Origin of the sequence: Pseudomonas syringae KCTC 12500 (assembly GCF_000507185.2) — a bacterium.
Lineage (GTDB): Bacteria > Pseudomonadota > Gammaproteobacteria > Pseudomonadales > Pseudomonadaceae > Aquipseudomonas > Aquipseudomonas syringae.
On record NZ_AYTM02000002.1, the window covers coordinates 178,100 to 199,893 of the forward strand.

Consider the following 21,794-nt stretch of genomic DNA (forward strand, 5'->3'; position numbering starts at 1 on the left):
TGAAAAATCAGCGCGCATGGCGGCCCGTGGCGTTCCGCAATGCTTTGAAACAGGTTGGCGACAGCCACAGGAGGCCGACTGTCGTGTAAGCTCACAGGCTATTGGTTTTCCCATCGAGAGGCCTATGCAGTCCACTTTCCGACGCTCGACCCTGGCAGCACTTCGTGGTTTTGCCTTGCAGAGCGATGCAATCTCCATTGTTCCTTCTGCCGCAGACTATCGACGCTGCCTGCTGGAAAAGATCGCTTCGGCCACCCGGCGCATCTATATCATCGCGCTGTACCTGCAGCAAGATGAAGCCGGCCAGGAGATTCTCGACGCGCTGTACGCTGCCAAATCCGCGAGGCCGGAGCTGGATGTGGTAGTGCTGGTCGACTGGTTTCGCGCGCAACGCGGCCTGATCGGTGCAGGACGCCAGCCCGGCAACTCGACCTGGTATCAGGCGCAGAACCTCGAATACGATGAAGAAGTGCCGATCTACGGCGTGCCGGTGCAGACCCGCGAACTGTTCGGCGTGCTGCACCTCAAGGGCAGTGTGATCGACGACTGTGTGATCTACAGCGGCGCCAGCATCAACAACGTTTACCTGCACAAGCTCGACAAATACCGTCTGGACCGTTATCACCTGATCGAAAACGCAGCATTGGCCGACGCTTTCCAGAATCTGGTGCAGCGGGAAATACTTTCGTCGCCGGCCGTGCACCGCCTCGATCTGCAATCGCCGCCCAGCTCGCGCAGTTTGCGCAGCGAGATCCGTGCGTTTCGTAGCGACCTGAAACGCGCCGCCTACGACACCTCGGCGGGCGAAAAGGAAAACGGCGAGATGCGCGTGATTCCGCTGCTCGGCGTCGGCCCGCGCAACAATCTCAACCGCGCCATCTGCGATCTGATCGCGTCAAGCAAGATCCAGCTGACCATCTGCACGCCGTACTTCAACCTGCCGGTGGCCGTCACTCGCGAGATCAACCGGGCGCTCAAGCGCGGCGTACAGGTCGATATCATCATTGGCGACAAGACCGCCAACGACTTCTTCATCGACCCGGATGAGCCGTTCAAGGTGATCTCGGCCCTGCCCTATCTCTATGAAATCAGCCTGCGGCGCTTTGCCCACAAGCATCAGAAGGCAATCGCTCAGCATCGCCTCAATGTGCACCTGTGGAAACACGGCGATAACACCTTCCACCTCAAAGGCATCTGGGTCGACCAGCGTTATACCCTGCTGACCGGCAACAACCTGAACCCTCGCGCCTTTAATCTGGACCTGGAAAACGCCTTGCTGATCGACGATCCGAAGGGTCAGTGGAGCGAGCCACGGGAAGCGGAAATCGCGCATTTGATGCGCAACACGCAGCGCGTCAACCAGTATGACGAGCTCGACACACTGGCCAACTACCCCGAAGGCGTGCGCAAGTTTCTCAAGCGTGTCAGCCGCGTGCGGGTCGAGCGACTGCTGTACCGGATTCTCTAAGCCCCAGTGTGCGGCCGGCATGTCAGTTATTGCTTGGCGTGCCGCCCACGTTTCCCCTTGCAAAACCCGGACAGCGACCTTGCCTCAAGGCCGTTTCGCACCCAGTTGCTTCCACATCTTCAGCGTGATTTTACGCCGGTTGCTGTAGCCAGCCCACGGGTCGTCCTTGAGCCGCTTCAAACGCTGCTCAAGGTTGGTGATGTCCCACTGTGCCGACGACTTCAGACCCACCAGCTCATCCAGCGCAATCGGCACCGAGACCGGCAACCCGGGCCGGGCGCGTACCGAATAGGCGGTCACCGTGCTGCCGCCGCGGCTGTTGCGCAGGTAATCGATGAAGATTTTTCCGACGCGGTTTTTCGGCCCCATGGTGGCGGTGAAGCGTTCCGGCAACTGACGGCTGGCAAACTCGGCGATGGCCTTGGCGAACGCCTTCACGGTGTCCCAGTCGGCCTGGCGCGCCAACGGCACGATGATGTGCATGCCCTTGCCGCCGCTGGTCTTGAGAAAGGCTTCCAAACCCAGCTCTTCCAGCACGGCGAGCACCATTTGTGTGGCCTCGATCATGCTGCGCCAGGGCAGTGCCGGATCGGGATCAAGGTCCAGCACGAAATGGTCCGGCGTTTCGATCCTGTCACGCGTAGCGCCCCAGGTATGCAGCTCTATAGCGCCCATTTGCGCAGCACCGACCAGCGCCTGCAACGAATCTATTTCCATCAGCGCGGCGTGCCCGGGGTCCAGGGCACGATCCAGTTGCCTGATGTGCGGGATCGCCAGATGCTCGGCATGCTTCTGGAAAAACTGCTCACCGTCGATGCCCTCAGGACAGCGCAGCAGGGCCACGGGACGCTTGCTCAGGTAGGGCAGAATCCAGTCGGCGATGGACTGGTAAAACTGTGCAAGTTCGATCTTGCTGGTGCCCGTCTTGCTGTCGATGACGCGGTCCGGATGACTGATGCCGGTGCCCGCCACATCAACTTTCCCCTGCGCGGCCTTTTTGCGCGCCTTGGGTACTGCCGTTGTGGTTGGGGTGTCGCTGGCCACGTTGGCAGGCTGTGCGTCTTCACGCACCACGTCCTTGGCGGGCTTGTCGCTGCGCAGTCCGACAAAGGCGGCCTGGCGCACAATCCCTTCGCGAGTCCACTGGGCGAACTCGGCTTCGCAGACCAGTTGCGGTTCCACCCACTGCACGCCACGGGCCTGGGACGCGGAGAGCTTCTTGGCCAGCGGTGAATCCTTGCGCTGCAATTTCTTCAGCTGTTTATGCAGTTGCTCAAGGTTCACTTCAGTGAACCCGGTGCCGACCCGCCCGGCGTAGACCAACCCATCCTCACCAGCATTGACCGCCAGCATCAGGGCACCGAACGCTGATCGGCTGCCCTGCGGCGCCGTGTAGCCGACGACCACGAATTCCTGTCGCAAGCGACATTTGAGCTTGATCCAGTCGGCATTGCGCTTACTGACGTACGCACTACCGGCACGCTTGCCGATCACCCCTTCCAGGCCCATTGCCGCAGCACTCGCGACAATGTCCTGATGGCCCGCCTGAAAAGCATCCGAATAACGCAACAGGCGACTTTTCTGGGCGTCGAGGACTTGCTTCAAGGCATCACGACGCTGCTCAAGCGGCACTTCACGCAGGTCCTCCGCGCTCAGAAACGGCATGTCGAACAGGTAATACAGAATGTCCTTGCTGTTCCCCGCGTCAAAGGCATTCTGCAAGCCCTGGAAGTCGGGCAGCCCTTGCTCATCGAGAACCACCACTTCGCCGTCGAACCAACTGTCACGCAGTTTCATGCCCTTGAGCGCCTTGACCAGCTCCGGCAGCCGCTCGGTCCAGTCATGCCCGTTGCGGGTGAACAGCCGCACATCGTCGCCCTGAATGCGGGTCAGCATGCGGTAGCCATCGAATTTAATTTCGTACAGCCAGTCCCCGGCTGGCGGCGCTTCCACCAGCGTTGCCAGTTGCGGCGAAAGCGTATCCGGGAAAGCCGCTTTCGCTTTCCTGCGGGTCGGCTTTGCAACTGGCGTCGGCGCTTTTGATTTTGATGTGGCGGCCTTGGCTTTGCCGCTTGCAGCACTGGCCCCGGACTTTTTCGAGGCGCTGCGTTGCTTGCCCACATGAGCACCACTGATCACGCTTTGCGGCTGCTCATGGGTGATGTCGTATTCGGCAGCAGGTCGCGCAATGTCATCCTTTTCCTTGATCAGCAGCCACTGCTCCTTGCTGCCGCTGCCCTTGAGCCGGGTACGCACCAGCGCCCAGTCACCGCTGAGCTTCTCGCCGACCAGAGTGAACTTGAGTTTGCCCTCCGCGTAGGTCTTTTGCGGATCGCCGTGCGGTTGCCAGACACCGCGGTCCCAGACGATCACATCACCGCCACCGTACTGACCCTGCGGGATACTGCCCTCGAAGCCGGCGTAGTCCAGCGGATGGTCTTCGACATGCACTGCCAGACGCTTTTGCGTAGGGTCCAGGCTCGGGCCTTTGGGCACGGCCCAGCTCTTGAGCGTGCCATCCAGCTCCAGTCGAAAGTCGTAGTGCAGGTTACGTGCGTCATGCTTCTGGATCACGAAACCAAGCGCACCGGGCTGCGACTTGCCTTTGCCCTTGCCTTTGCCCTTGCGTTTGCTTTCCGCAGGCTCGGAAGTGATGTCGAAATTGCGCTTGCGGGTGTATTCACTGGCGGGCTTGGCCATCACCGGTCACTCCGTAGGGCTCAAGAGGCTTTGCTGGTTTTCTTGCGCGCGGCGGGCCGCTTGGGCCTGGGGCTGTCCTTGTCGGCCGGTTTTTCCTTCGCCGCGGGCGTGCTCGCCTTGCCTTTGCTAGCCCCGCCCTTGCCCGCCAGACTGCGCCGTAGCAGGTCGGTGAGGTCGATGACATCGGCGCTCTTGCGTTCTTCCTCGGCCGGATCGGTCTCGACATCCTCGATCTGTCCTTCGTCTGCCTTGGTCTTGACCAGGTGCATGATCTTGTCCTGAAAGGTGTCGCGGTACTGCTCAGGCTGCCAGTCAGCGCTCATGTCCTTGACCAGACGCTTGGCCATATCACGTTCGCTCTTGTTCAACTTGGCGTCAGTCACCGCATCGCTCAGTTCCAGCGCATCCAGCTCACGCACGTCGGCAGGCCAGCGCAGGATCACCATCACCAGCGCCGATTCCAGTGGCATGACCGCCGCGAGGTGTTCGCGGGTATGCAGCACAACATTGGCCAGCGCGACCTTTTTGGTGTCGACCAGGGTTTCGCGTAGCAACGCATAGACTTTCTCGCCGCGCTTGTCGGGGGTCAGGAAATAAGGCGTGTCGATGTTCTGCAAGGGGATCTGCTGGCTGTCGACGAACGCGAATATGTCGATGGTCTGCGTCGACTTGGGGTGCGCAGAACGGATTTCCTCCTCGCTGAGCACCACATAGCGATCCTTCTCGTACGCCACGCCCTTGACGATGTTTTCGCTAGTGACTTCCTTGCCGGTGACCTTGTTGATTCGCTTGTAGCCGACCGGGTCCATGCTGCGTTTGTCGAGCCAGTCGAAGTCGACACTGGTCGACGTTGTCGCCGAAACCAACGCGACCGGTATATGCACCAGCCCGAAGCTGATTGCGCCCTTCCAGATTGCCCTTGCCATGGTCTGACTCCTGTTGGTCCTGGAAAAGTGACAGGGCCGGTCGGAGAAAAGTTTCGGCAGCCTGACGAGCGCCGGGAAACCTGCCCAACCGGAAACGTTTTTTACCCTGAATGCCAGACTTTCACCGCGTCGGCGCTCGGCAGGCGCCTTATTGACGGGGCTCTGCCACCGTCAAAAGCCTTGTGTTCAAAGGGCTGGCGCAGAAATGTTAGCGGGGTCGCGGAGGACATATGCATTTAGGATCTAAAAATATGGTTTAACGTTCTTTTGCGGAATAAAAAAGACGTTCTATAAATGGCCCCACCCCGAACGCTGTTGGTGAGGTGTCTGCCAACCGACAGCGGATCCCATCAGCTTCCATCTGGCTGATTACTTCCAAGGATTTGTCATGAACGTTTTCTGGTTTCTTCCGACTCACGGCGACGGCCATTATCTGGGCACGACAAAGGGCGCACGTCCCGTCACCCTCAACTATTTGAAACAGGTAGCGCAGGCCGCCGATGACCTGGGTTATTACGGCGTATTGATCCCTACCGGTCGCTCCTGCGAAGACTCATGGGTCATCGCCTCGGCGCTGGTGCCGCTGACCGAGCGGCTGAGGTATCTGGTGGCGATCCGTCCGGGGATTATCTCGCCAACCGTCTCGGCACGCATGGCAGCCACGCTGGATCGCCTGTCCGGCGGCCGGCTGCTGATCAACGTGGTGACCGGTGGCGACCCGGATGAAAACCGTGGCGATGGCAGCTTTCTCGACCACAGCGAGCGTTATGAAGTCACCGACGAATTTCTGAAAATCTGGCGTCGCGTCCTGCAGGGCGAAGCGGTCGACTTCGAAGGCAAGCACTTGCGCGTGCAGAACGCCAAAGCGCTTTACCCGCCGATTCAAAAACCCTACCCGCCGCTGTATTTCGGTGGTTCCTCCGACGCGGCGCATGACCTTGCGGCCGATCAGGTGGACGTGTACCTGACCTGGGGTGAGCCTCCGGCAGCCGTGGCGCAAAAGCTCGCCGATGTGCGTGAACGCGCCGCGCGCAAGGGACGTACCGTGAAGTTCGGCATTCGCCTGCACGTGATCGTGCGCGAAACCAGCGAAGAAGCCTGGAAAGCCGCCAGCACGCTGATCGAACACATCAGTGATGACACCATTGCTGCGGCGCAGAAGTCCTTTTCGCGCTTTGATTCCGAAGGCCAGCGGCGCATGGCGGCACTGCATGACGGGCGTCGCGACAATCTGGAGATCGCGCCCAACCTGTGGGCCGGTGTCGGCCTGGTACGCGGCGGTGCAGGCACGGCGCTGGTCGGCAATCCCGAAGAAGTCGCGGCACGTATCAAGGAATACGCCGACCTGGGCATCGAGAGCTTCATTTTCTCGGGTTACCCGCATCTTGAAGAAGCTTACCGCTTCGCCGAACTGGTCTTCCCGCTGCTGCCTGAGCCTTACGCCAGCCTCGCCGGGCGCGGCATCACCAACCTGACGGGCCCGTTCGGCGAAATGATCGCCAACGATCTGCCCCCGCAGGCCAAGTGATGTCCGGACAACTGCTGACCTTACCGCACTCGCCTGCGCTGGCCACCTCGATCAGGGCCACTGCGCAGGTGTTCGAAGACCCCAAGTCCCGAGCCCTGCTCGCTCACGTACGCCAGGTTGCGCCCAGTGATGCCAGCGTGCTGATCATTGGCGAGACCGGCACCGGCAAGGAACTGGTCGCACGTCACGTCCACGAACTGAGCGCCCGCCGCGACAAACCGTTCGTGGCGGTCAACTGCGGCGCGTTCTCCGAGAACCTGATCGAGGCCGAGTTGTTCGGCCACGAAAAAGGCGCGTTCACCGGAGCGATCAGCGCCAAGGCGGGCTGGTTCGAAGAGGCCAACGGCGGCACGCTGTTTCTCGATGAGATCGGCGACCTGCCCATGTCGCTGCAGGTCAAATTGCTGCGCGTGCTTCAGGAGCGTGAAGTGGTGCGTCTGGGCTCGCGCAAGAGCGTGCCCATTGATGTAAGGGTCCTCGCAGCGACCAACGTGCAGCTGGAAAAGGCCATCAACGCCGGGCATTTTCGCGAGGACCTTTACTACCGGCTCGACGTGGTCAATCTGGAATTGAGCCCGCTGCGCGACCGGCCGGGCGACATCCTGCCCTTGGCCCGGCATTTCATAGAGATCTACAGCCAGCGGCTGCGGCATGGTCCGGTACGGATCAGCCCAGAAGCCGAGCACAAGCTCAAGACCTACAGCTGGCCGGGGAATATTCGCGAGCTGGAAAACGTCATCCATCACACCCTGCTGGTGTGCCGTGAAGGCGTTATTCAGCGTGATGACCTGCGCATGTCCAACCTTAGAATCGAGCGCCAGGATGAACAGAACCCGCCTGACGAATCAGCCGAGCAACTGCTCAACCGGGCGTTTCAAAAGCTCTTCGAAGAACAGGCCGGTGCCTTGCACGAGAAGGTCGAGGATACGTTGCTCAGAACCGCCTATCGCTTCTGCCACCACAACCAGGTGCACACAGCCAGCCTGCTGGGCCTGACCCGCAACGTCACGCGCACACGCTTGATCAAGATTGGCGAACTGGCGGTCAACAAACGCAGACCGGGTGAAAACGTCCAGGGCGACCGCATGCTGCACCTGTCGGTGTGAAGGTCAAGACCGATGACGCAGAGCGTCATGAACGGCATTCCCACGCTGGGGCGTGAGGAAGGATCGCTGTCCGGGAGAACACTATCGTGCCCATGCTCCGCGTGGGTATGCGTTTCCGGACGCTCTGCGTCCTCTTCTGAGCAAGCGGCGCTTTACGACAAACGCATCGCCAGCGCCTTGGCCTGGATCGCTACATCGGTCACTGCGGTGCTTTCCCACCACATGCCGCGCAATGGCGGGCCCATGGCGAACAGGCGTGTCGAGTACTGACCGTGTGCGTCGAGCACAGCGCCAGCGGCGTCGGCGGCGATGCCGAGTGCCAGCGGGCCGGGCTGTATCAGACCGCGAACCAGCAACTGCCGGGGCAACGGGCGATCCACGCGTCGCCAGTCGTATTCGATGCCGGTAGAGTTGATTAACGCATCACCAGTAATCTGCGTCGGCTGACTCTCACCGCGCCGACGCACGCTGATCTGTACCTGACCTGACGGCAGACTGGCCACGCCCTGCAACGAGGCCGCGTCAATGCTCAACCGCCCTTGCCTGATCAGCCGCGCAAGCAGCGCAGCGCTGGGTGGCGGGGAGCGATGGTGGTGACTCTCCCACCACGGTCGTACATGACGGACGAACTGGCGGCGCTGCTGATCGCTGGCCTGATTCCACAGCCTGCCCACATTGGCACGCACGGTGTCCAGCGGTGCCTGCCAGTCAATCCCGCTCTCGATGGCCAGCTCGCACTGTTCACGTACTTTGCGCAGCAGTTGCCGAGTACTGCGGATACTCGGGTCCTGAGCGAGAAAATCAGACCATTCCGGCGGCTGACGCCGGACATGCGGCAACAGGCCGTGCCGGGAAAAGATCTGGATGGGCCCACGATGCCCGGCCGTTTCCAGCGAGACCAGCGCATCGACCATAGTCAGTCCCGAGCCGATGATCAGCACACTCGACTGCGGATCGAGCTTTCTCATCACCGCCACATCCCAGGGATCCAGCGCAGCCGTGTTCAGCTCGTTCGAATCACGTCGCGGGGTGCGTGACGCCGCGTACATACCGGTCGCCAGTACGGCGCGGCTGCCGCGCAGCATACGACCGTCAGCCAGCGAGACACTGACACCACCTTCATGGACCTGCAGGTCCACTGCCTCGCCGGACACATGCACGGCGGTCGAGCCAAAGGCTTCGCCAGCGCTTCGGGCTTCACGCAGCCGCTGCTGGACGTAAAGCCCGAACACCCCGCGCGGCGGAAACAGTTCGGCGACCGGGACCCTCTGCTTAGCGGCTTCAGGCCAGCCACCAGCGGCCAGATAGTCAGTCAGCCATTGGGTAAGGTCATCCGGGTTATCGGGATCGACGCTCATCCGCGCAGCGTTGCCATTGAGTGTATGGCCCGGCTCCGTCGCACTGTAGGCCTCGCCCCTGCCGAGTTCGCTACGGGTTTCGATGATCAGGATTCGCCGCTGGCCCGGTCTGCGCAGCAGTTGCGCCGCCAGCATGGTCCCGCTCAGACCGCCGCCGATGATCAGAATGTCAGCCGTCTGGTGGGAATCTTCGGTCATCGAACAGTGCCTCGGTCGGATTGCGATAAAGAATCGGAAGGTCAGAGCGCGACGTTACGCACGAAACGCAGCGGCACGTCGGCATCGTTGCAATAGCGGTGCGGCTGATTGCTGGGGAACATGAAGAACTCGCCCGCTCCTATCTGCTGCGTGGCCGCAGGGTCGGAAAAACGTATCGTCAGATGCCCTTCGACGACGTAGACCTGTTCACTCCAGCCATCGGGATCGGCCTCCGAGACATAGGCGTCCCCGGGCTGCAGACAGAACTCCCACAACTCCACCTCGCGCCGGGCAACGGCCCTGGCCAGCAGCACCGCCTTGCTGCCGGCGATCGTACCGGCCCAAGCCAGCTCGTTGATGCGGCTGTAATCGTGATTTTCGGGGGCCTGGATCAGGTCGCTGAACGCCACTTCCAGGGCTTCGGCCACGCGGTCCAGAGTCGCCAGGCTGACGTTTTTCTCGCCGGCCTCGATAGCGACCAGCATGCGTCGGCTGACCCCGGACTTTTCCGCCAGCGCCGTCTGGCTGAGGTCCGCACTGTTACGCAGACGCCGTACGTTCTGGCTGACGTGCTGCAGCACCGGAGGGCGCTGGGAATTTTCTTTGTGCATGCTGGTGCTCACATCAAACCGTTGCGCATTATACTGCCCAGCCCAGGGACACTGTCAGGGTGTTCAGCCTCACACCGCGCGAATGGCAATTAACAGGAATCCGGAGCTGACATGAAGTCTATCAGCCGCATACCCCGCATCAGCAAGGCAGAAGCCGTACTGATTCTGATCACCATGCTCTGGGGAGGCACCTTTCTGCTGGTCCAGCATGCGATGACCGTCAGCGGGCCGATGTTCTTCGTCGGCCTGCGCTTTGCCGCCGCAGCGCTTATCGTAGCGCTGTTTTCAATGAAGGTGCTGCGCGGTCTTACCTTTCTTGAGCTCAAGGCCGGCGTCTTCATCGGCATCGCGATCATGCTCGGTTATGGCCTGCAGACGATCGGACTGCAGACCATCCCCAGCAGTCAGTCGGCGTTCATCACGGCGCTCTACGTACCCTGCGTACCTTTGTTGCAATGGCTGGTACTGGGCCGGCGACCAGGGTTGATGCCGACACTGGGCATCATCCTCGCCTTCACCGGGCTGATGCTGGTCGCCGGGCCGCAGGGCGCTTCCCTGCAACTCAGTTCCGGCGAGATCGTGACGCTGATCAGCACAGTGGCCATCGCCGCCGAGATCATCATGATCAGTGCCTATGCCGGTGAGGTCGATGTGCGTCGAGTCACCGTGGTGCAACTGGCTACCGCATCGGCACTGGCATTTCTGATGATCGTCCCGACCGAGGAACACTTGCCGGATTTTTCCTGGTTGCTGGTGTTCAGTGCTGTGGGGCTTGGGACCATGAGTGCGGCGATCCAGATCGCCATGAACTGGGCACAGAAAAGTGTTTCGCCGACCCGCGCCACGGTGATTTATGCCGGTGAACCGGTCTGGGCCGGAATTGTCGGAAGACTCGCCGGCGAGCGTTTGCCGGGCGTCGCCCTGCTGGGCGCGGCACTGATTGTGGCCGGGGTGATCGTCAGCGAAATGAAGCGGCGTTCGGCGTCTGATGATCAGAGCATTGTCGACGAAGAGGGAAATGAACAAGCCGTGCGCAAAGCTGAGTGAACAGCGGGCTTTGCCAGCCATGAAACACCTTGCTTCTTCAAAGCTATTTCAAATACATATCGCTGCATCAGAAGTAATTATTTACCGAATTAAAAAAGCAGACACTTTTTGTAGGAAATTTCGGAAACCGTCCCTTTGGTATCGGAGTGTCTGACACGTATGATGCTTGACATTCCCCTGCAGATTAGAAGCCTATGTCCCTGATAGTTCTACTGCTTCTGCCTTTCATCGGCAGCTGTCTGGCGGCCTTATTGCCGCACAACGCGCGTAATGCGGAATCGTTTCTGGCCGGTCTGATCGCCCTCATCGGCGCGGTGCAGATGGCCTTGTGGTTCCCGCAGATCGCCGACGGCGGCGTGATTCGTGAAGAGTATTTCTGGCTGCCAAGCCTGGGCATGAACTTCGTTCTGCGCATCGACGGCTTCGCCTGGCTGTTCTCGATGCTGGTGCTGGGCATCGGTGCGCTGGTCTCGCTGTACGCGCGTTATTACATGTCGCCGGACGATCCGGTGCCGCGCTTCTTTGCGTTTTTCCTGGCCTTCATGGGCGCCATGCTCGGACTGGTGATGTCCGGCAATCTGATTCAGATCGTGTTTTTCTGGGAGCTGACCAGCCTGTTCTCGTTCCTGCTGATCGGCTACTGGCACCATCGGGCCGATGCCCGACGCGGCGCTTACATGGCGCTGATGGTCACCGGTGCGGGCGGTCTGGCGCTGCTGGCCGGCATGATGATCCTCGGCCATGTGGCCGGCAGTTACGACCTGGACCGTGTCCTGGCCGCCGGTGACGCGATTCGTGCACACGCCTTGTACCCGGTGTTACTCACCCTGATTCTGATCGGCGCACTGACCAAAAGCGCCCAGTTCCCGTTCCATTTCTGGCTGCCGCACGCTATGGCGGCCCCCACGCCGGTGTCGGCGTATCTGCACTCGGCGACCATGGTCAAGGCCGGGGTGTTTCTCATGGCGCGCATGTGGCCGGCGCTGTCCGGCACCGAGCAATGGTTCTGGATCGTCAGTGGCGCGGGTGCCTGCACGCTGATTCTCGGCGCCTACGCGGCCATCTTTCAGAATGACCTCAAGGGCCTGCTGGCCTATTCGACCATCAGCCACCTGGGCCTGATCACCCTGCTGCTCGGCCTCAACAGCCCGCTGGCTGCGGTGGCTGCGGTGTTCCATATTCTCAACCACGCGACCTTCAAGGCGTCGCTGTTCATGGCCGCCGGCATCATCGACCACGAGAGCGGAACCCGCGATATCCGGCGTCTCAGTGGTCTGGTAAGGCTGCTGCCCTACACCGCGACACTGGCGATGGTCGCCAGCGCCTCGATGGCCGGCGTGCCGCTGCTCAACGGTTTTCTATCCAAGGAAATGTTCTTTGCCGAAACCGTGTTTATTTCCGCCACTGCCTGGGTCGAGATTGCCTTGCCGGTGATCGCGACCATCGCCGGGATCTTCAGCGTTGCCTATTCGCTGCGCTTCACGGTCGATGTGTTTTTCGGTCCGGCGGCCAAGGATCTGCCGCACTTGCCCCACGAACCGCCGCGCTGGATGCGTGCGCCGGTCGAACTGCTGGTGCTGACGTGTCTGGTGGTGGGGATTTTCCCGGCGCAATCGGTCGCGCCCCTGCTCGCCGCCGCTGCGCGTCCGGTGGTCGGTGGCACACTGCCCGAATACAGCCTGGCGATCTGGCACGGCTGGAACCTGCCGATGGTCATGAGCCTGGTGGCAATGGCGGGCGGTATCATTCTGTATCTATTACTGCGCAAGCCGCTCAAGCACGAGCGCATCACCGCCCCGCCGCTGGTGGGACGTCTCAATGGCAAGCGCTTTTTCGAGCGCAGTCAGGTGGTGATGATGCACTGGGCACGCCGTTTCGAACGCAAGGTCAGCACTCGCCGCCTGCAGCCGCAACTGTTTCTGCTGGTGCTCGCGGCGGTACTGGGCGGTTTCATTCCGATGTATTTCAGCGGCCTGACCTGAGGCGACAGACCGAAGATTCCGGGTTCCGGGGTGTTTGTCACGCTGTGGCTCATCGCGATTGCCTGCGCCATAGGCGCGGCCTGGCAGGGTAAATATCACCGTTTGGCGGCACTGGTGATGGTCAGCGTCTGCGGGCTGATGACCTGCATTACCTTCGTCTGGTTCTCGGCCCCTGATCTGGCACTGACGCAACTGGTCGTGGAGGTGGTGACCACCGTGCTGATCCTGCTCGGTTTGCGCTGGCTGCCGCGACGCAATGAAGACGTCGCCCCGCTCAGCGCACGCCTGCGTGCCCGCACCCGACGCATCCGCGACTTCGGCCTGGCGGTGCTCGTGGGACTGGGCATGGCGATACTCTCCTACGCCATGCTGACCCGCCAGACGCCCAACGCCATCTCGTCCTTCTACCTGAGTCGTGCGCTGCCCCAGGGCGGCGGCACCAACGTGGTCAACGTGATGCTGGTGGATTTCCGCGGCTTCGACACGTTTGGCGAGATCACCGTGCTGGCGGCGGTCGCCATGACAGTGTTCGCTCTGTTGCGACGCTTCCGCCCACCGAAGGAAAGCATTCTGCTGCCCGCACAACAGCGCCTGCTGGCCCGTGACGTGGTAACGGACCTGGTCAACCCGCGCAGCGCCAGCGATACCGCGCTCGGTTTCATGATGGTTCCGGCAGCGCTGGTTCGATTGCTGCTGCCGATTGCCTTCATCATTTCGATGTACCTGTTCGTCCGCGGCCACAACCAGCCTGGCGGCGGGTTTGTTGCCGGGCTGGTGATGTCGGTGGCGTTCATTCTGCAATACATGGTGGCAGGCACCCAGTGGGTCGAGGCGCAAATGAGCCTGCGCCCGCTACGCTGGATGGGCACGGGCCTGTTATGCGCGGTTCTGACCGGCGCAGGCTCGATGGCGCTGGGTTATCCGTTCATGACCACCCACACCGCCCATGTCGATCTGCCGATCCTGGGTGATATTCACATTGCCAGCGCGCTGTTCTTCGATGTCGGCGTGTACGCCGTGGTGGTCGGCTCGACGCTGTTGATTCTCACCGCACTGGCTCACCAGTCGGTGCGCAGCCATCGGCCGACGCAGTTGCCCAAGCCTGTCGCCAACCCGCAAGGAATCCTCTGATGGAAGAAGTCATTGCAATCGCCATCGGTGTACTGGCCGCCTCGGGCGTCTGGCTGATCCTCAGGCCACGTACCTTCCAGGTAGTGATGGGACTGTGCCTGTTGTCGTACGGGGTCAACCTGTTCATCTTCAGCATGGGCAGCCTGTTCATCGGCAGAGAGCCGATCATCAAGGACGGCATTCCTCAGGACCTGCTCAATTACACTGATCCGTTGCCACAGGCGCTGGTGCTGACCGCGATTGTCATCAGCTTCGCCATGACCGCGCTGTTTCTGGTGGTCTTGCTCGCCTCCAGGGGCCTGACCGGCACCGACCATGTAGATGGCCGGGAGCCCAAGGCATGAGCTGGATGAACCAACTGATCATCGCGCCCATCCTGCTGCCGCTGCTGACCGCCGGGCTGATGCTCTGGCTGGGCGAAAAGCACCGGCCGCTCAAGGGCCGTATCAATCTGTTTTCCAGCATCCTCGGGCTGGGCATTTCCGTAGCGCTGTTTCTCTGGGTGCAACACAGCGGCAGCAGCGGCTCGATCGGTGTCTATCTGCCGGGCAACTGGGGCGTGCCGTTCGGCATCGTGCTGGTGGTCGACCACCTGTCAGCGATGATGCTCGTCCTGACCGGGATTGTCGGAGTCTGCGCCCTGCTGTTCGCGCTGGCCCGCTGGGACAGGGCCGGTGCCAGCTTCCACGCGCTGTTCCAGATCCAGCTCATGGGGCTGTACGGCGCGTTCCTGACTGCGGATCTGTTCAACCTGTTCGTGTTCTTCGAAGTACTGCTCGCGGCGTCCTACGGCCTGATGCTGCACGGCTCCGGCCGGGCACGGGTGTCGACGGGCCTGCATTACATTTCGATCAACCTGCTGGCGTCGTCGCTGTTTCTGATCGGTGCAGCGTTGATTTACGGGGTGACCGGCACGCTGAACTTCGCCGACCTGGCCATCAAGATCCCGCAGGTAGCGGAGTCCGATCTGGGCCTGCTGCACGCGGGGGCTGCAATTCTGGCCACGGCGTTCCTGGCCAAGGCTGGCATGTGGCCGCTGAACTTCTGGTTGGTTCCCGCCTATTCGGCAGCCAGCGCGCCGGTGGCGGCGATGTTTGCGATCATGACCAAAGTGGGGGTCTACACCCTGCTGCGCCTGTGGACCCTGCTGTTTTCCGGTCAGGCCGGTGCGTCGGCCTTCTTCGGCGGCGACTGGCTGATCTACGGCGGCATGGCGACGATTTTCACCGCGGCCATCGCCATCATCGCCGCCCAGCGCCTGGAACGACTCGCCAGCCTGAGCATACTGGTGTCAGCAGGCATTCTGCTGTCCGCCGTTGGCTTCGCCCAACCGAGCCTGACCTCGGGCGCGCTGTTCTACATGGTCAGCTCGACGCTGGCATTGAGCGCTATGTTCCTGCTGGGCGAACTGATCGAACGCTCCCGCTCGGCCAACGAGATCCCTCTGGAATACGACGTGGATCAATTGCCTCGTACCCTGGAGTCTCTACATCCGCCGCCCGGCGCTAACCTGGACGACGAACAGAAGGTCGTGGTCGGTCAGGTCATTCCCATGACCATGGCTTTTCTGGGCCTGAGTTTTATCGCCTGCGCCTTGCTGATCATCGGCATGCCGCCGCTCTCGGGGTTCATCGGCAAGCTCACCTTGATCAGCGCCCTGATGAACCCGCTGGGCCTGGACGTCGCGAAGGATGAGGCGCTTTCCACTCAGGCGTGGATGCTGATCGGCCTGCTGATCTTTTCTGGACTGGCGTCGCTGATCGCTTTTTCAAGGCTCGGCACGCAACGTTTCTGGACGCCACACGAGCGTCCTTCGCCGATGCTGCGCCGCAACGAATGCCTGCCGATCATCATTCTTCTGGGTCTGTGTATCGCGCTGACCTTCAAGGCCGAACCCTTGTTGCGCTACACCCAGGACACCGCTGCAGCGCTGCATGAGCCCAAGCAGTACGTGCAGTCAGTGCTCGCCACACGCCCGATACCGGGCCCCACCAGTCAGGAAGTCGATGCGGAGGGACAGCCATGAAACGCCTGTTTCCCGCACCTCTCCTCTCGTTGGCACTCTGGCTGCTTTGGCTGGTATTGAACCTGTCGATCAGCCCCGGTCACCTGCTGCTGGGCGCGGTGCTGGGTTTTCTCGCGCCGCTGTTGATGGCTCCTTTGCGCCCGCTGCCGGTACGTATTCGCAAACCCGGCACGATCCTGAAGTTTCTATGGCGGGTGGGACGCGACGTGGTGGTCTCCAACGTGCAGGTCGGCCTGAGCGTCTGGCGGCTCGAAAGCCGTCCGCCACGCTCGGCCTTCGTGCGTATTCCACTGGAACTGCACAACGCTCACGGCCTCGCCGCGCTGGCGATGGTCACCACGGTAGTCCCCGGAACGGTGTGGTCGGAGCTGGCACTGGATCGCAGCGTGCTGCTGATGCATGTCTTCGACCTGGAGGACGAAGCGCAATTCATCGAGCACTTCAAAACCACCTATGAGCGACCGTTGATGGAGATCTTTCAATGAGTGCACTGCTCGACAACGCCATCCTGATCAGCCTGCTGATCTTCGCCCTGGCGATGGTGATCACCCTGCTGCGCCTGCTCAAGGGGCCTTCGGCCCAGGACCGGGTACTGGCGCTGGACTATCTGTACATCATTGCCATGCTGATGATGCTGGTGCTTGGCATTCGCTACGCCAGTGACACGTATTTCGAAGCGGCCATGCTGATTGCCCTGTTCGGCTTCGTCGGCTCGTTCGCTCTGGCCAAGTTCCTGCTGCGCGGAGAAGTGATCGAATGACCGGACTGCCGAACACAGTACCTTTCTGGGTGGAAATAATGACCGCCGGGCTGCTGATCGCCAGCAGCCTGTTCGCCTTGACCGGTGCTCTGGGACTGCTGCGCCTCAAGGACTTTTTCCAGCGCATGCATCCACCCGCCCTCGCGTCGACGCTGGGCGCCTGGTGCGTTGCGCTGGCGTCGATCATCTACTTTTCGGCGCTGAAGGCGGAGCCGGTGATCCACGCCTGGCTGATCCCGGTATTGCTGGCGATCACGGTACCGGTGACTACGCTGTTGCTGGCGCGGACGGCGCTGTTCCGCAAGCGCATGGCCGGTGACGACGTACCCGCGGAGGTCAGCAGCGGTACCGGCAACGGAGAATCGGCAGGCGGCTGAATCAACGTCTGGCCAGTGTTACTCGCTGGCCTTGAACGTCAGCTCGCCCTTGCGCCATTTGGCAGCCTTGCCGACGGCGCCTTTGAGAAGCTTGCTCATGCCGATCTGCAATTGCTCTTTCGCAGCGAAAACCATGAACACGGTCTGACCTTCCTTGAACACGATACCGTGACCTTCTGGGATGTCGACGAAAGCATATTCGCCCAGCCCGTACACGGTGGTCTTGATTTCACGGAATTTCAATTCGAGCTTGCCGCCCTCGCGGCTGGGCAGAACAGAAGCACGGAAATGATCGCCCACCTTGAGCTCAAGGCGAGGTTTGTCGTCGACGACCAATGCGCTTTCGGTGTCGATTTCGGCGATATAGATGCCTTCGGCTGATTGCTCGGTGATGTAGACAAAACGGGATTGGAACTGCTTGACCAATTGTGCGCGGAGATCGCCGAGCACGAACAAGGCATGGGTATCCAGATTACTTACAGCCAAAGTACAAACCCTCAAACATGAAATGAGGCTGCCCGATGTCAGGGCAGTCGAGAAAGTGATTCATCCATAGACCGCTTCATGTGGCCGGAAATTCTCCGGCATGCTGCACGCAGAAGCGCAGACAGCGCCGCCGCAAACCTTGTGCAGGCGGGTGGCGGATTCTACCGGCTCATGGCAGCTACGGGATATATACCTTTTGTACACAGCAGTGTCGCGCAAGCGCTGGGGCCCCGAAAATAAAGGTCAGCCCGGGCACGGCGCAAAGGCTGGACGGGTTCCAGCCTGCAATGTGTGCGTCCTGCGATAGCAGAAACATATCATTTATAGCCGCTGTAGAAAAAGCCATCTTTTCCTGCACAGCCAAATGCATCGAACTCTTGCCTGTGCCCACTACTCCCATAAGAACTGATGAATACGGGGATAACCCCCGGCGAGGAGATGACATGGAACAGACTACAACTACCATCAACGACCTGTTCGCCCAATTGGCGCTGGACTCCGATGATGAGAGCATCGAAAAGTTTATCGCCAGCCATCCTCTGCCCGACGACGTCAAACTGATCGACGCAGAGTTCTGGACGCCGCGTCAGTCTGACTTTCTCAAGGAGCAGCTGCACGAAGATGCCGAATGGGCGATGGTGGTCGACGAACTGAACGTGCGTCTTCACAAAAAGCCCGAGTAAGCCACTCGGGCGTTGAGGCCTATTGCGGATAACCGGGCTGGCCGATATTGGGATGCAATATCCGGCCGCCTGACTGGGGTGCGTGGACGAAAACAGCGTCGCCTAATGTACCCACTCTGCCGACCACTGCATTCCAGTGCGCAGACTGATGGATATAGCGCCAGCGCAGTAATGCCTCTTCATGACTGTCCAGCAGGTAAGGCCCGCCTCGCGCGTAGTCGATCAACCGGGTAGAGATGTTCTCGAGCTCGGGAGGCAACTGGAATTCGGGGGTCAGTGGCACCGGATTGAAAGGCACGCCCTCATCACACGCCAGTGTGTGCATCACCAGCAACGATACTCTCGACAGGTGGCCAAATACCTGGCGGCCCATCCCCACTGCGGCAACAACTGTACTCATGCCATTCAGGCTTTTCCTGCACGGATAACACTTGCTCTCGCAAGCCTGAACCCTCAGCCAGGCCTGACTATCGAGCGGGTCGATCCAGTGATCGCGGTTCATTCGGTTCAATTCAGCCTGTGCCTCCTTCCAGCTTGGTGCCTCCTCGCACGGGCTGCCACGGCTGACCACACTGCTGCGGGGACGCGTGAGCAATACGCTTTCCTCCATCTGTGGAGGGTAACCCCCACCGATATCGGAATGTGCACCGGGCAGAACGATTTCCCTGGGCCACACGGGCCGAACGCTGTTCAGCGCAAAGTTGCGCCGTGACTCATCGCGGGCCACCAGATGCAACACCTGCTGCGCACACCCCGGCGGCAGGTAAAGATTGACTCTCCTGTTGCTCGCATCGCGGGTATTGCCCATGTCCTTGAAGCTGCCGATGGCTGCAACGGTGTCGAACAGACCGATGACCTTGAGCCGTACGCTGCCGTTGCTCCAGCTGAAACTGTCGCTCAGCCTGGCCTTGCGGCTTTCAAGTATCGGCTCGAGCATGCCCGAACGCTGCTTGAGTATTTCATTGACCAGATGCCTGGCCGACGCTGCACCTCGGCTGAAGCCGAACACGTCCAGTTCCAGCGCTTCGAGCACACAATCCGGGTTGTCGCGGGGAAACGCTTTCAATACCGATTCCAGCTTTTTGAATGCGTTTTCCACCTTGGAGATCACACCGGTGGCCCCGCGACCGAAACTCTGCCCCGGCCATACCGAATCACGTCCACCGGAGGTGGTGCCGGCCCCGCTTACATAGATCGGGTAATACACCTTCAGGCCTTCACCGTCATTTTCGGCAACAGGTTGCAGACGGTAGATATCGACCAGTCTGGCTATATTGCTTGGATCATTACTGTAACTACTGCCAGGCTGAACATGACGACCCGCGCACGCTTTAATATGCTGCCCCTCATTGATCTCCATCAATGCCTGGCAGTCGGCTCCGATCTGACTATTGACGCGATTATTTCCCGTCCCATCGAAGAAAATCCCTACCCGCGCCGTGACGCGCCGTGTCACCACATCTGAAAGGGCTGCCGACTGTTGAAAATTCCGTTTATCGCTCATAACACTTCCGTCCCTAGAGGCAAGCCATGAAAAGGCTGCGCTTAAATCAAAACGTAAATAACGTTGATTTAAACAGCTTGCTTAAAGACAGTGAGCAGTCAAGCCATGTTGCACGTTTTCAGACAGCTCCTACAACTTCTATCGCCATGACTTTATTACCTTCAACTAAAAACCTACACACGCGCCAGCAACTTTGCTGATTAGTTATTTCTTTCAAAAAAACCAACTAACAGGCCAGCCCTTTTGCCGGCCTGAATGATCGGTTACGCGTCTCAGCGGCCTTGCGGCCTGTACCCCAAGCGCAGGCCGCCCCAATGTCGGCCGTTGACCAGGATCGGCACGGACAGGTCGTGCATCAGTTCACCGGTGTCTCGCGTGTAAGTTTGCAGCAGGACCGGCTGTTGGTGGCTGCCACAGCGAATGCCGGTACGGTCATCGAACTTGCGCTTGCTCCGATTGTGCGCATTATCCGCCGTGGCATCGCCTGTCAAAGGCTGACTGAAGGCGTTGTTGTGCGTCGGCACATAGCCTTGCTGGGTACAGGCGATGGCAAATACCAGACCTTCGCGGCGCGACAGCAGCGGTTCTTGCAGTGCTGGCAATACCTGATCGGTATAACGGTCGAAACGTGTTGTAAAGCGAGTGGGTGAAGTATTGGCGACGGGTTTGTAATTGCGGTCGAACAGGTCATCAAGGCTGACGCGTCCCTGTTCGATATCGGCCTCGAATTTTTCGCTGATCATTCGCGCGCCTTCACGAGCCAGGTCGTAAATGCGTTGGTGGTATTCATCCAGACCGACCTGCGCCAGGCGCTGACTGATAGTCTCGGCCTGCCCCTCCATCTGCACTGCGGACTTGGCCAGTTGCCGGGTCTGCTCATCGCTGACAGAAAGATCACTGCGCATGTGCTCGACAGCGTCGAACAGGCTCGCCAACTGATCCTGATTGCTCCTCGCGCCCTGCGCGATTTCGCCGACCTGGCTTTCCAGTTCGACCGCAAGCCGGGCGATATTGCCCAGGTGCTCGCCGGTCAGCTCGACCTGCTCGACCCCCACATCCAGATCGGACGACAACTCGCGAATCTGCTCCACGACTTGTGCGGTGCGCTGCTGGATATCCGCCACCATCTGCCCGACCTCGCCCGTGGCACTCGCAGTTCGGCCAGCGAGCCCGCGGACTTCGTCGGCAACCACCGCAAAACCGCGTCCGTGCTCGCCAGCCCGCGCCGCTTCGATGGCGGCGTTGAGCGCCAGCAGGTTGGTCTGGCTGGCAATCGACTGAATGACCAGCGTCACACGCTGGATCTCTTCACTGCGCTGGCTGAGTGCCTCGATCAGCGCACGGCTGCCGACGGCACGCTTGCTCAGGCGGTGCATGCGTTCAATGGACTCATTCAGCACGCTGCTGCCCGATTCGCTGCGCTGGCGCGCCTCGCTGGCGGCAACCAATGCCTGCTGACTCAACTGGGCTGTCTGTTGCTCGGTGGCGATCATCTGTTCGGCACTGCTGACGATCTGTTCGGCAGCCCCCAGTTGCGACTGCACCTTGCCAGCCAGTTGCCCGACCGAAAAGGCCACCTGGGCCGCAGACAGCGCGTTATGACTGGTGGTGCGCGACAGATCGCGGGTCAGCAAGGCGATATCGCTGTCGCCCACCGCGCTGCCTGGAAGCGCTTGCCTGCTGCGCACCAGGCGCGGCAACCAGACCACCAGCAACGCCAGCGGAACGACGACATACAGCGACAGGCCTGCAACGCTCATGGCGGCGAGCAGCAGGCACAGGACCACGCTTTGCACCGCCGGCACCCACCACCTCGATGCAGCCTCGGGCGTATCGGCCAGCGGTAATCCGGCTGCCATGGATAGGTTGTCGGCCATGTTGCGTCACCCCGTCTGTCATTGTC

The 21,794-nt window shown here is 60.6% G+C and carries 17 protein-coding genes and 1 pseudogene; 11 read left to right on the forward strand and 7 right to left on the reverse strand.

Annotated elements, in window-relative coordinates:
• Positions 1 to 124 precede the first annotated feature (124 nt).
• Positions 125 to 1,468 (forward strand): CDP-diacylglycerol--serine O-phosphatidyltransferase, encoded by a 1,344-nt coding sequence (gene pssA, locus V476_RS01295; protein ID WP_024960503.1) that lies wholly within the window; start codon positions 125 to 127, stop codon positions 1,466 to 1,468.
• Between the two features lie 84 nt (positions 1,469 to 1,552).
• Here the strand turns inward: pssA and ligD are convergent, their stop codons facing one another.
• Together ligD and ku are read right to left on the reverse strand one after the other, a co-directional pair.
• Positions 1,553 to 4,168 (reverse strand): DNA ligase D, encoded by a 2,616-nt coding sequence (gene ligD / locus V476_RS01300; RefSeq protein ID WP_024960504.1) that lies wholly within the window; start codon positions 4,166 to 4,168, stop codon positions 1,553 to 1,555.
• 20 nt (positions 4,169 to 4,188) lie between these two features.
• Positions 4,189 to 5,094, reverse strand: a complete 906-nt coding sequence (gene ku / locus V476_RS01305) for a non-homologous end joining protein Ku (protein WP_024960505.1) — start codon at positions 5,092 to 5,094, stop codon at positions 4,189 to 4,191.
• 388 nt (positions 5,095 to 5,482) lie between these two features.
• On the opposite strand from ku, the gene ssuD reads away from it, so the two are divergent.
• Both ssuD and V476_RS01315 read left to right on the forward strand, forming a co-directional pair.
• Complete coding sequence (gene ssuD, locus V476_RS01310) at positions 5,483 to 6,622, forward strand: FMNH2-dependent alkanesulfonate monooxygenase (protein WP_003407645.1); 1,140 nt, start codon at positions 5,483 to 5,485, stop codon at positions 6,620 to 6,622.
• Complete coding sequence (locus tag V476_RS01315; RefSeq protein ID WP_024960506.1) at positions 6,622 to 7,728, forward strand: sigma-54 interaction domain-containing protein; 1,107 nt, start codon at positions 6,622 to 6,624, stop codon at positions 7,726 to 7,728. Before ssuD ends, V476_RS01315 begins: the two co-directional genes overlap by 1 nt.
• Positions 7,729 to 7,880: 152 nt before the next feature.
• On the opposite strand, the gene V476_RS01320 is transcribed toward V476_RS01315, so the two are convergent.
• Together V476_RS01320 and V476_RS01325 are read right to left on the reverse strand one after the other, a co-directional pair.
• Positions 7,881 to 9,284 carry an FAD/NAD(P)-binding protein gene (locus V476_RS01320; protein WP_024960507.1) on the reverse strand — a complete coding sequence of 468 codons (1,404 nt, stop codon included), beginning with the start codon at positions 9,282 to 9,284 and terminating at the stop codon, positions 7,881 to 7,883.
• A gap of 41 nt (positions 9,285 to 9,325) precedes the next feature.
• Positions 9,326 to 9,895 (reverse strand): helix-turn-helix domain-containing protein, encoded by a 570-nt coding sequence (locus V476_RS01325; RefSeq protein ID WP_003427076.1) that lies wholly within the window; start codon positions 9,893 to 9,895, stop codon positions 9,326 to 9,328.
• Between the two features lie 111 nt (positions 9,896 to 10,006).
• On the opposite strand from V476_RS01325, the gene V476_RS01330 reads away from it, so the two are divergent.
• The 7 genes and pseudogenes from V476_RS01330 (at position 10,007) to V476_RS01360 (ending at position 17,218) form a co-directional block, all read left to right on the forward strand.
• On the forward strand, positions 10,007 to 10,942 hold the full coding sequence (locus tag V476_RS01330; protein ID WP_024662814.1) for a DMT family transporter: 936 nt from the start codon (positions 10,007 to 10,009) through the stop codon (positions 10,940 to 10,942).
• A 194-nt stretch (positions 10,943 to 11,136) separates the two neighbouring features.
• A pseudogene (locus V476_RS01335) lies at positions 11,137 to 14,055 on the forward strand (monovalent cation/H+ antiporter subunit A).
• Entirely contained in the window at positions 14,055 to 14,399 is a 345-nt protein-coding gene (locus tag V476_RS01340) for a Na+/H+ antiporter subunit C (protein WP_002554068.1), read from the forward strand. The pseudogene V476_RS01335 and the gene V476_RS01340 overlap by 1 nt, the downstream one beginning before the upstream one ends.
• Positions 14,396 to 16,081 carry a monovalent cation/H+ antiporter subunit D gene (locus V476_RS01345; RefSeq protein WP_003427086.1) on the forward strand — a complete coding sequence of 562 codons (1,686 nt, stop codon included), beginning with the start codon at positions 14,396 to 14,398 and terminating at the stop codon, positions 16,079 to 16,081. The genes V476_RS01340 and V476_RS01345 overlap by 4 nt, the downstream gene beginning before the upstream one ends.
• Positions 16,078 to 16,566: a Na+/H+ antiporter subunit E gene (locus V476_RS01350; RefSeq protein ID WP_024649394.1), complete on the forward strand. Its 489-nt coding sequence runs from the start codon at positions 16,078 to 16,080 to the stop codon at positions 16,564 to 16,566. The genes V476_RS01345 and V476_RS01350 overlap by 4 nt, the downstream gene beginning before the upstream one ends.
• Positions 16,563 to 16,841: a K+/H+ antiporter subunit F gene (locus V476_RS01355; protein WP_002554071.1), complete on the forward strand. Its 279-nt coding sequence runs from the start codon at positions 16,563 to 16,565 to the stop codon at positions 16,839 to 16,841. Before V476_RS01350 ends, V476_RS01355 begins: the two co-directional genes overlap by 4 nt.
• Positions 16,838 to 17,218: a Na+/H+ antiporter subunit G gene (locus tag V476_RS01360; RefSeq protein ID WP_024649393.1), complete on the forward strand. Its 381-nt coding sequence runs from the start codon at positions 16,838 to 16,840 to the stop codon at positions 17,216 to 17,218. The genes V476_RS01355 and V476_RS01360 overlap by 4 nt, the downstream gene beginning before the upstream one ends.
• A gap of 18 nt (positions 17,219 to 17,236) precedes the next feature.
• Here the strand turns inward: V476_RS01360 and V476_RS01365 are convergent, their stop codons facing one another.
• Positions 17,237 to 17,704 (reverse strand): hypothetical protein, encoded by a 468-nt coding sequence (locus tag V476_RS01365; RefSeq protein WP_003412111.1) that lies wholly within the window; start codon positions 17,702 to 17,704, stop codon positions 17,237 to 17,239.
• Between the two features lie 443 nt (positions 17,705 to 18,147).
• Between V476_RS01365 and V476_RS01375 the strand changes: the two genes are divergently transcribed.
• A complete protein-coding gene (locus V476_RS01375) occupies positions 18,148 to 18,387 on the forward strand; it encodes a DUF2789 domain-containing protein (RefSeq protein ID WP_003315766.1) in 240 nt (79 codons plus the stop codon).
• 19 nt (positions 18,388 to 18,406) lie between these two features.
• Here the strand turns inward: V476_RS01375 and V476_RS01380 are convergent, their stop codons facing one another.
• Positions 18,407 to 19,891: a T6SS phospholipase effector Tle1-like catalytic domain-containing protein gene (locus V476_RS01380; RefSeq protein WP_024960508.1), complete on the reverse strand. Its 1,485-nt coding sequence runs from the start codon at positions 19,889 to 19,891 to the stop codon at positions 18,407 to 18,409.
• 272 nt (positions 19,892 to 20,163) lie between these two features.
• Positions 20,164 to 21,768, reverse strand: a complete 1,605-nt coding sequence (locus V476_RS01385) for a methyl-accepting chemotaxis protein (protein ID WP_024960509.1) — start codon at positions 21,766 to 21,768, stop codon at positions 20,164 to 20,166.
• Positions 21,769 to 21,794: the final 26 nt, after the last annotated feature.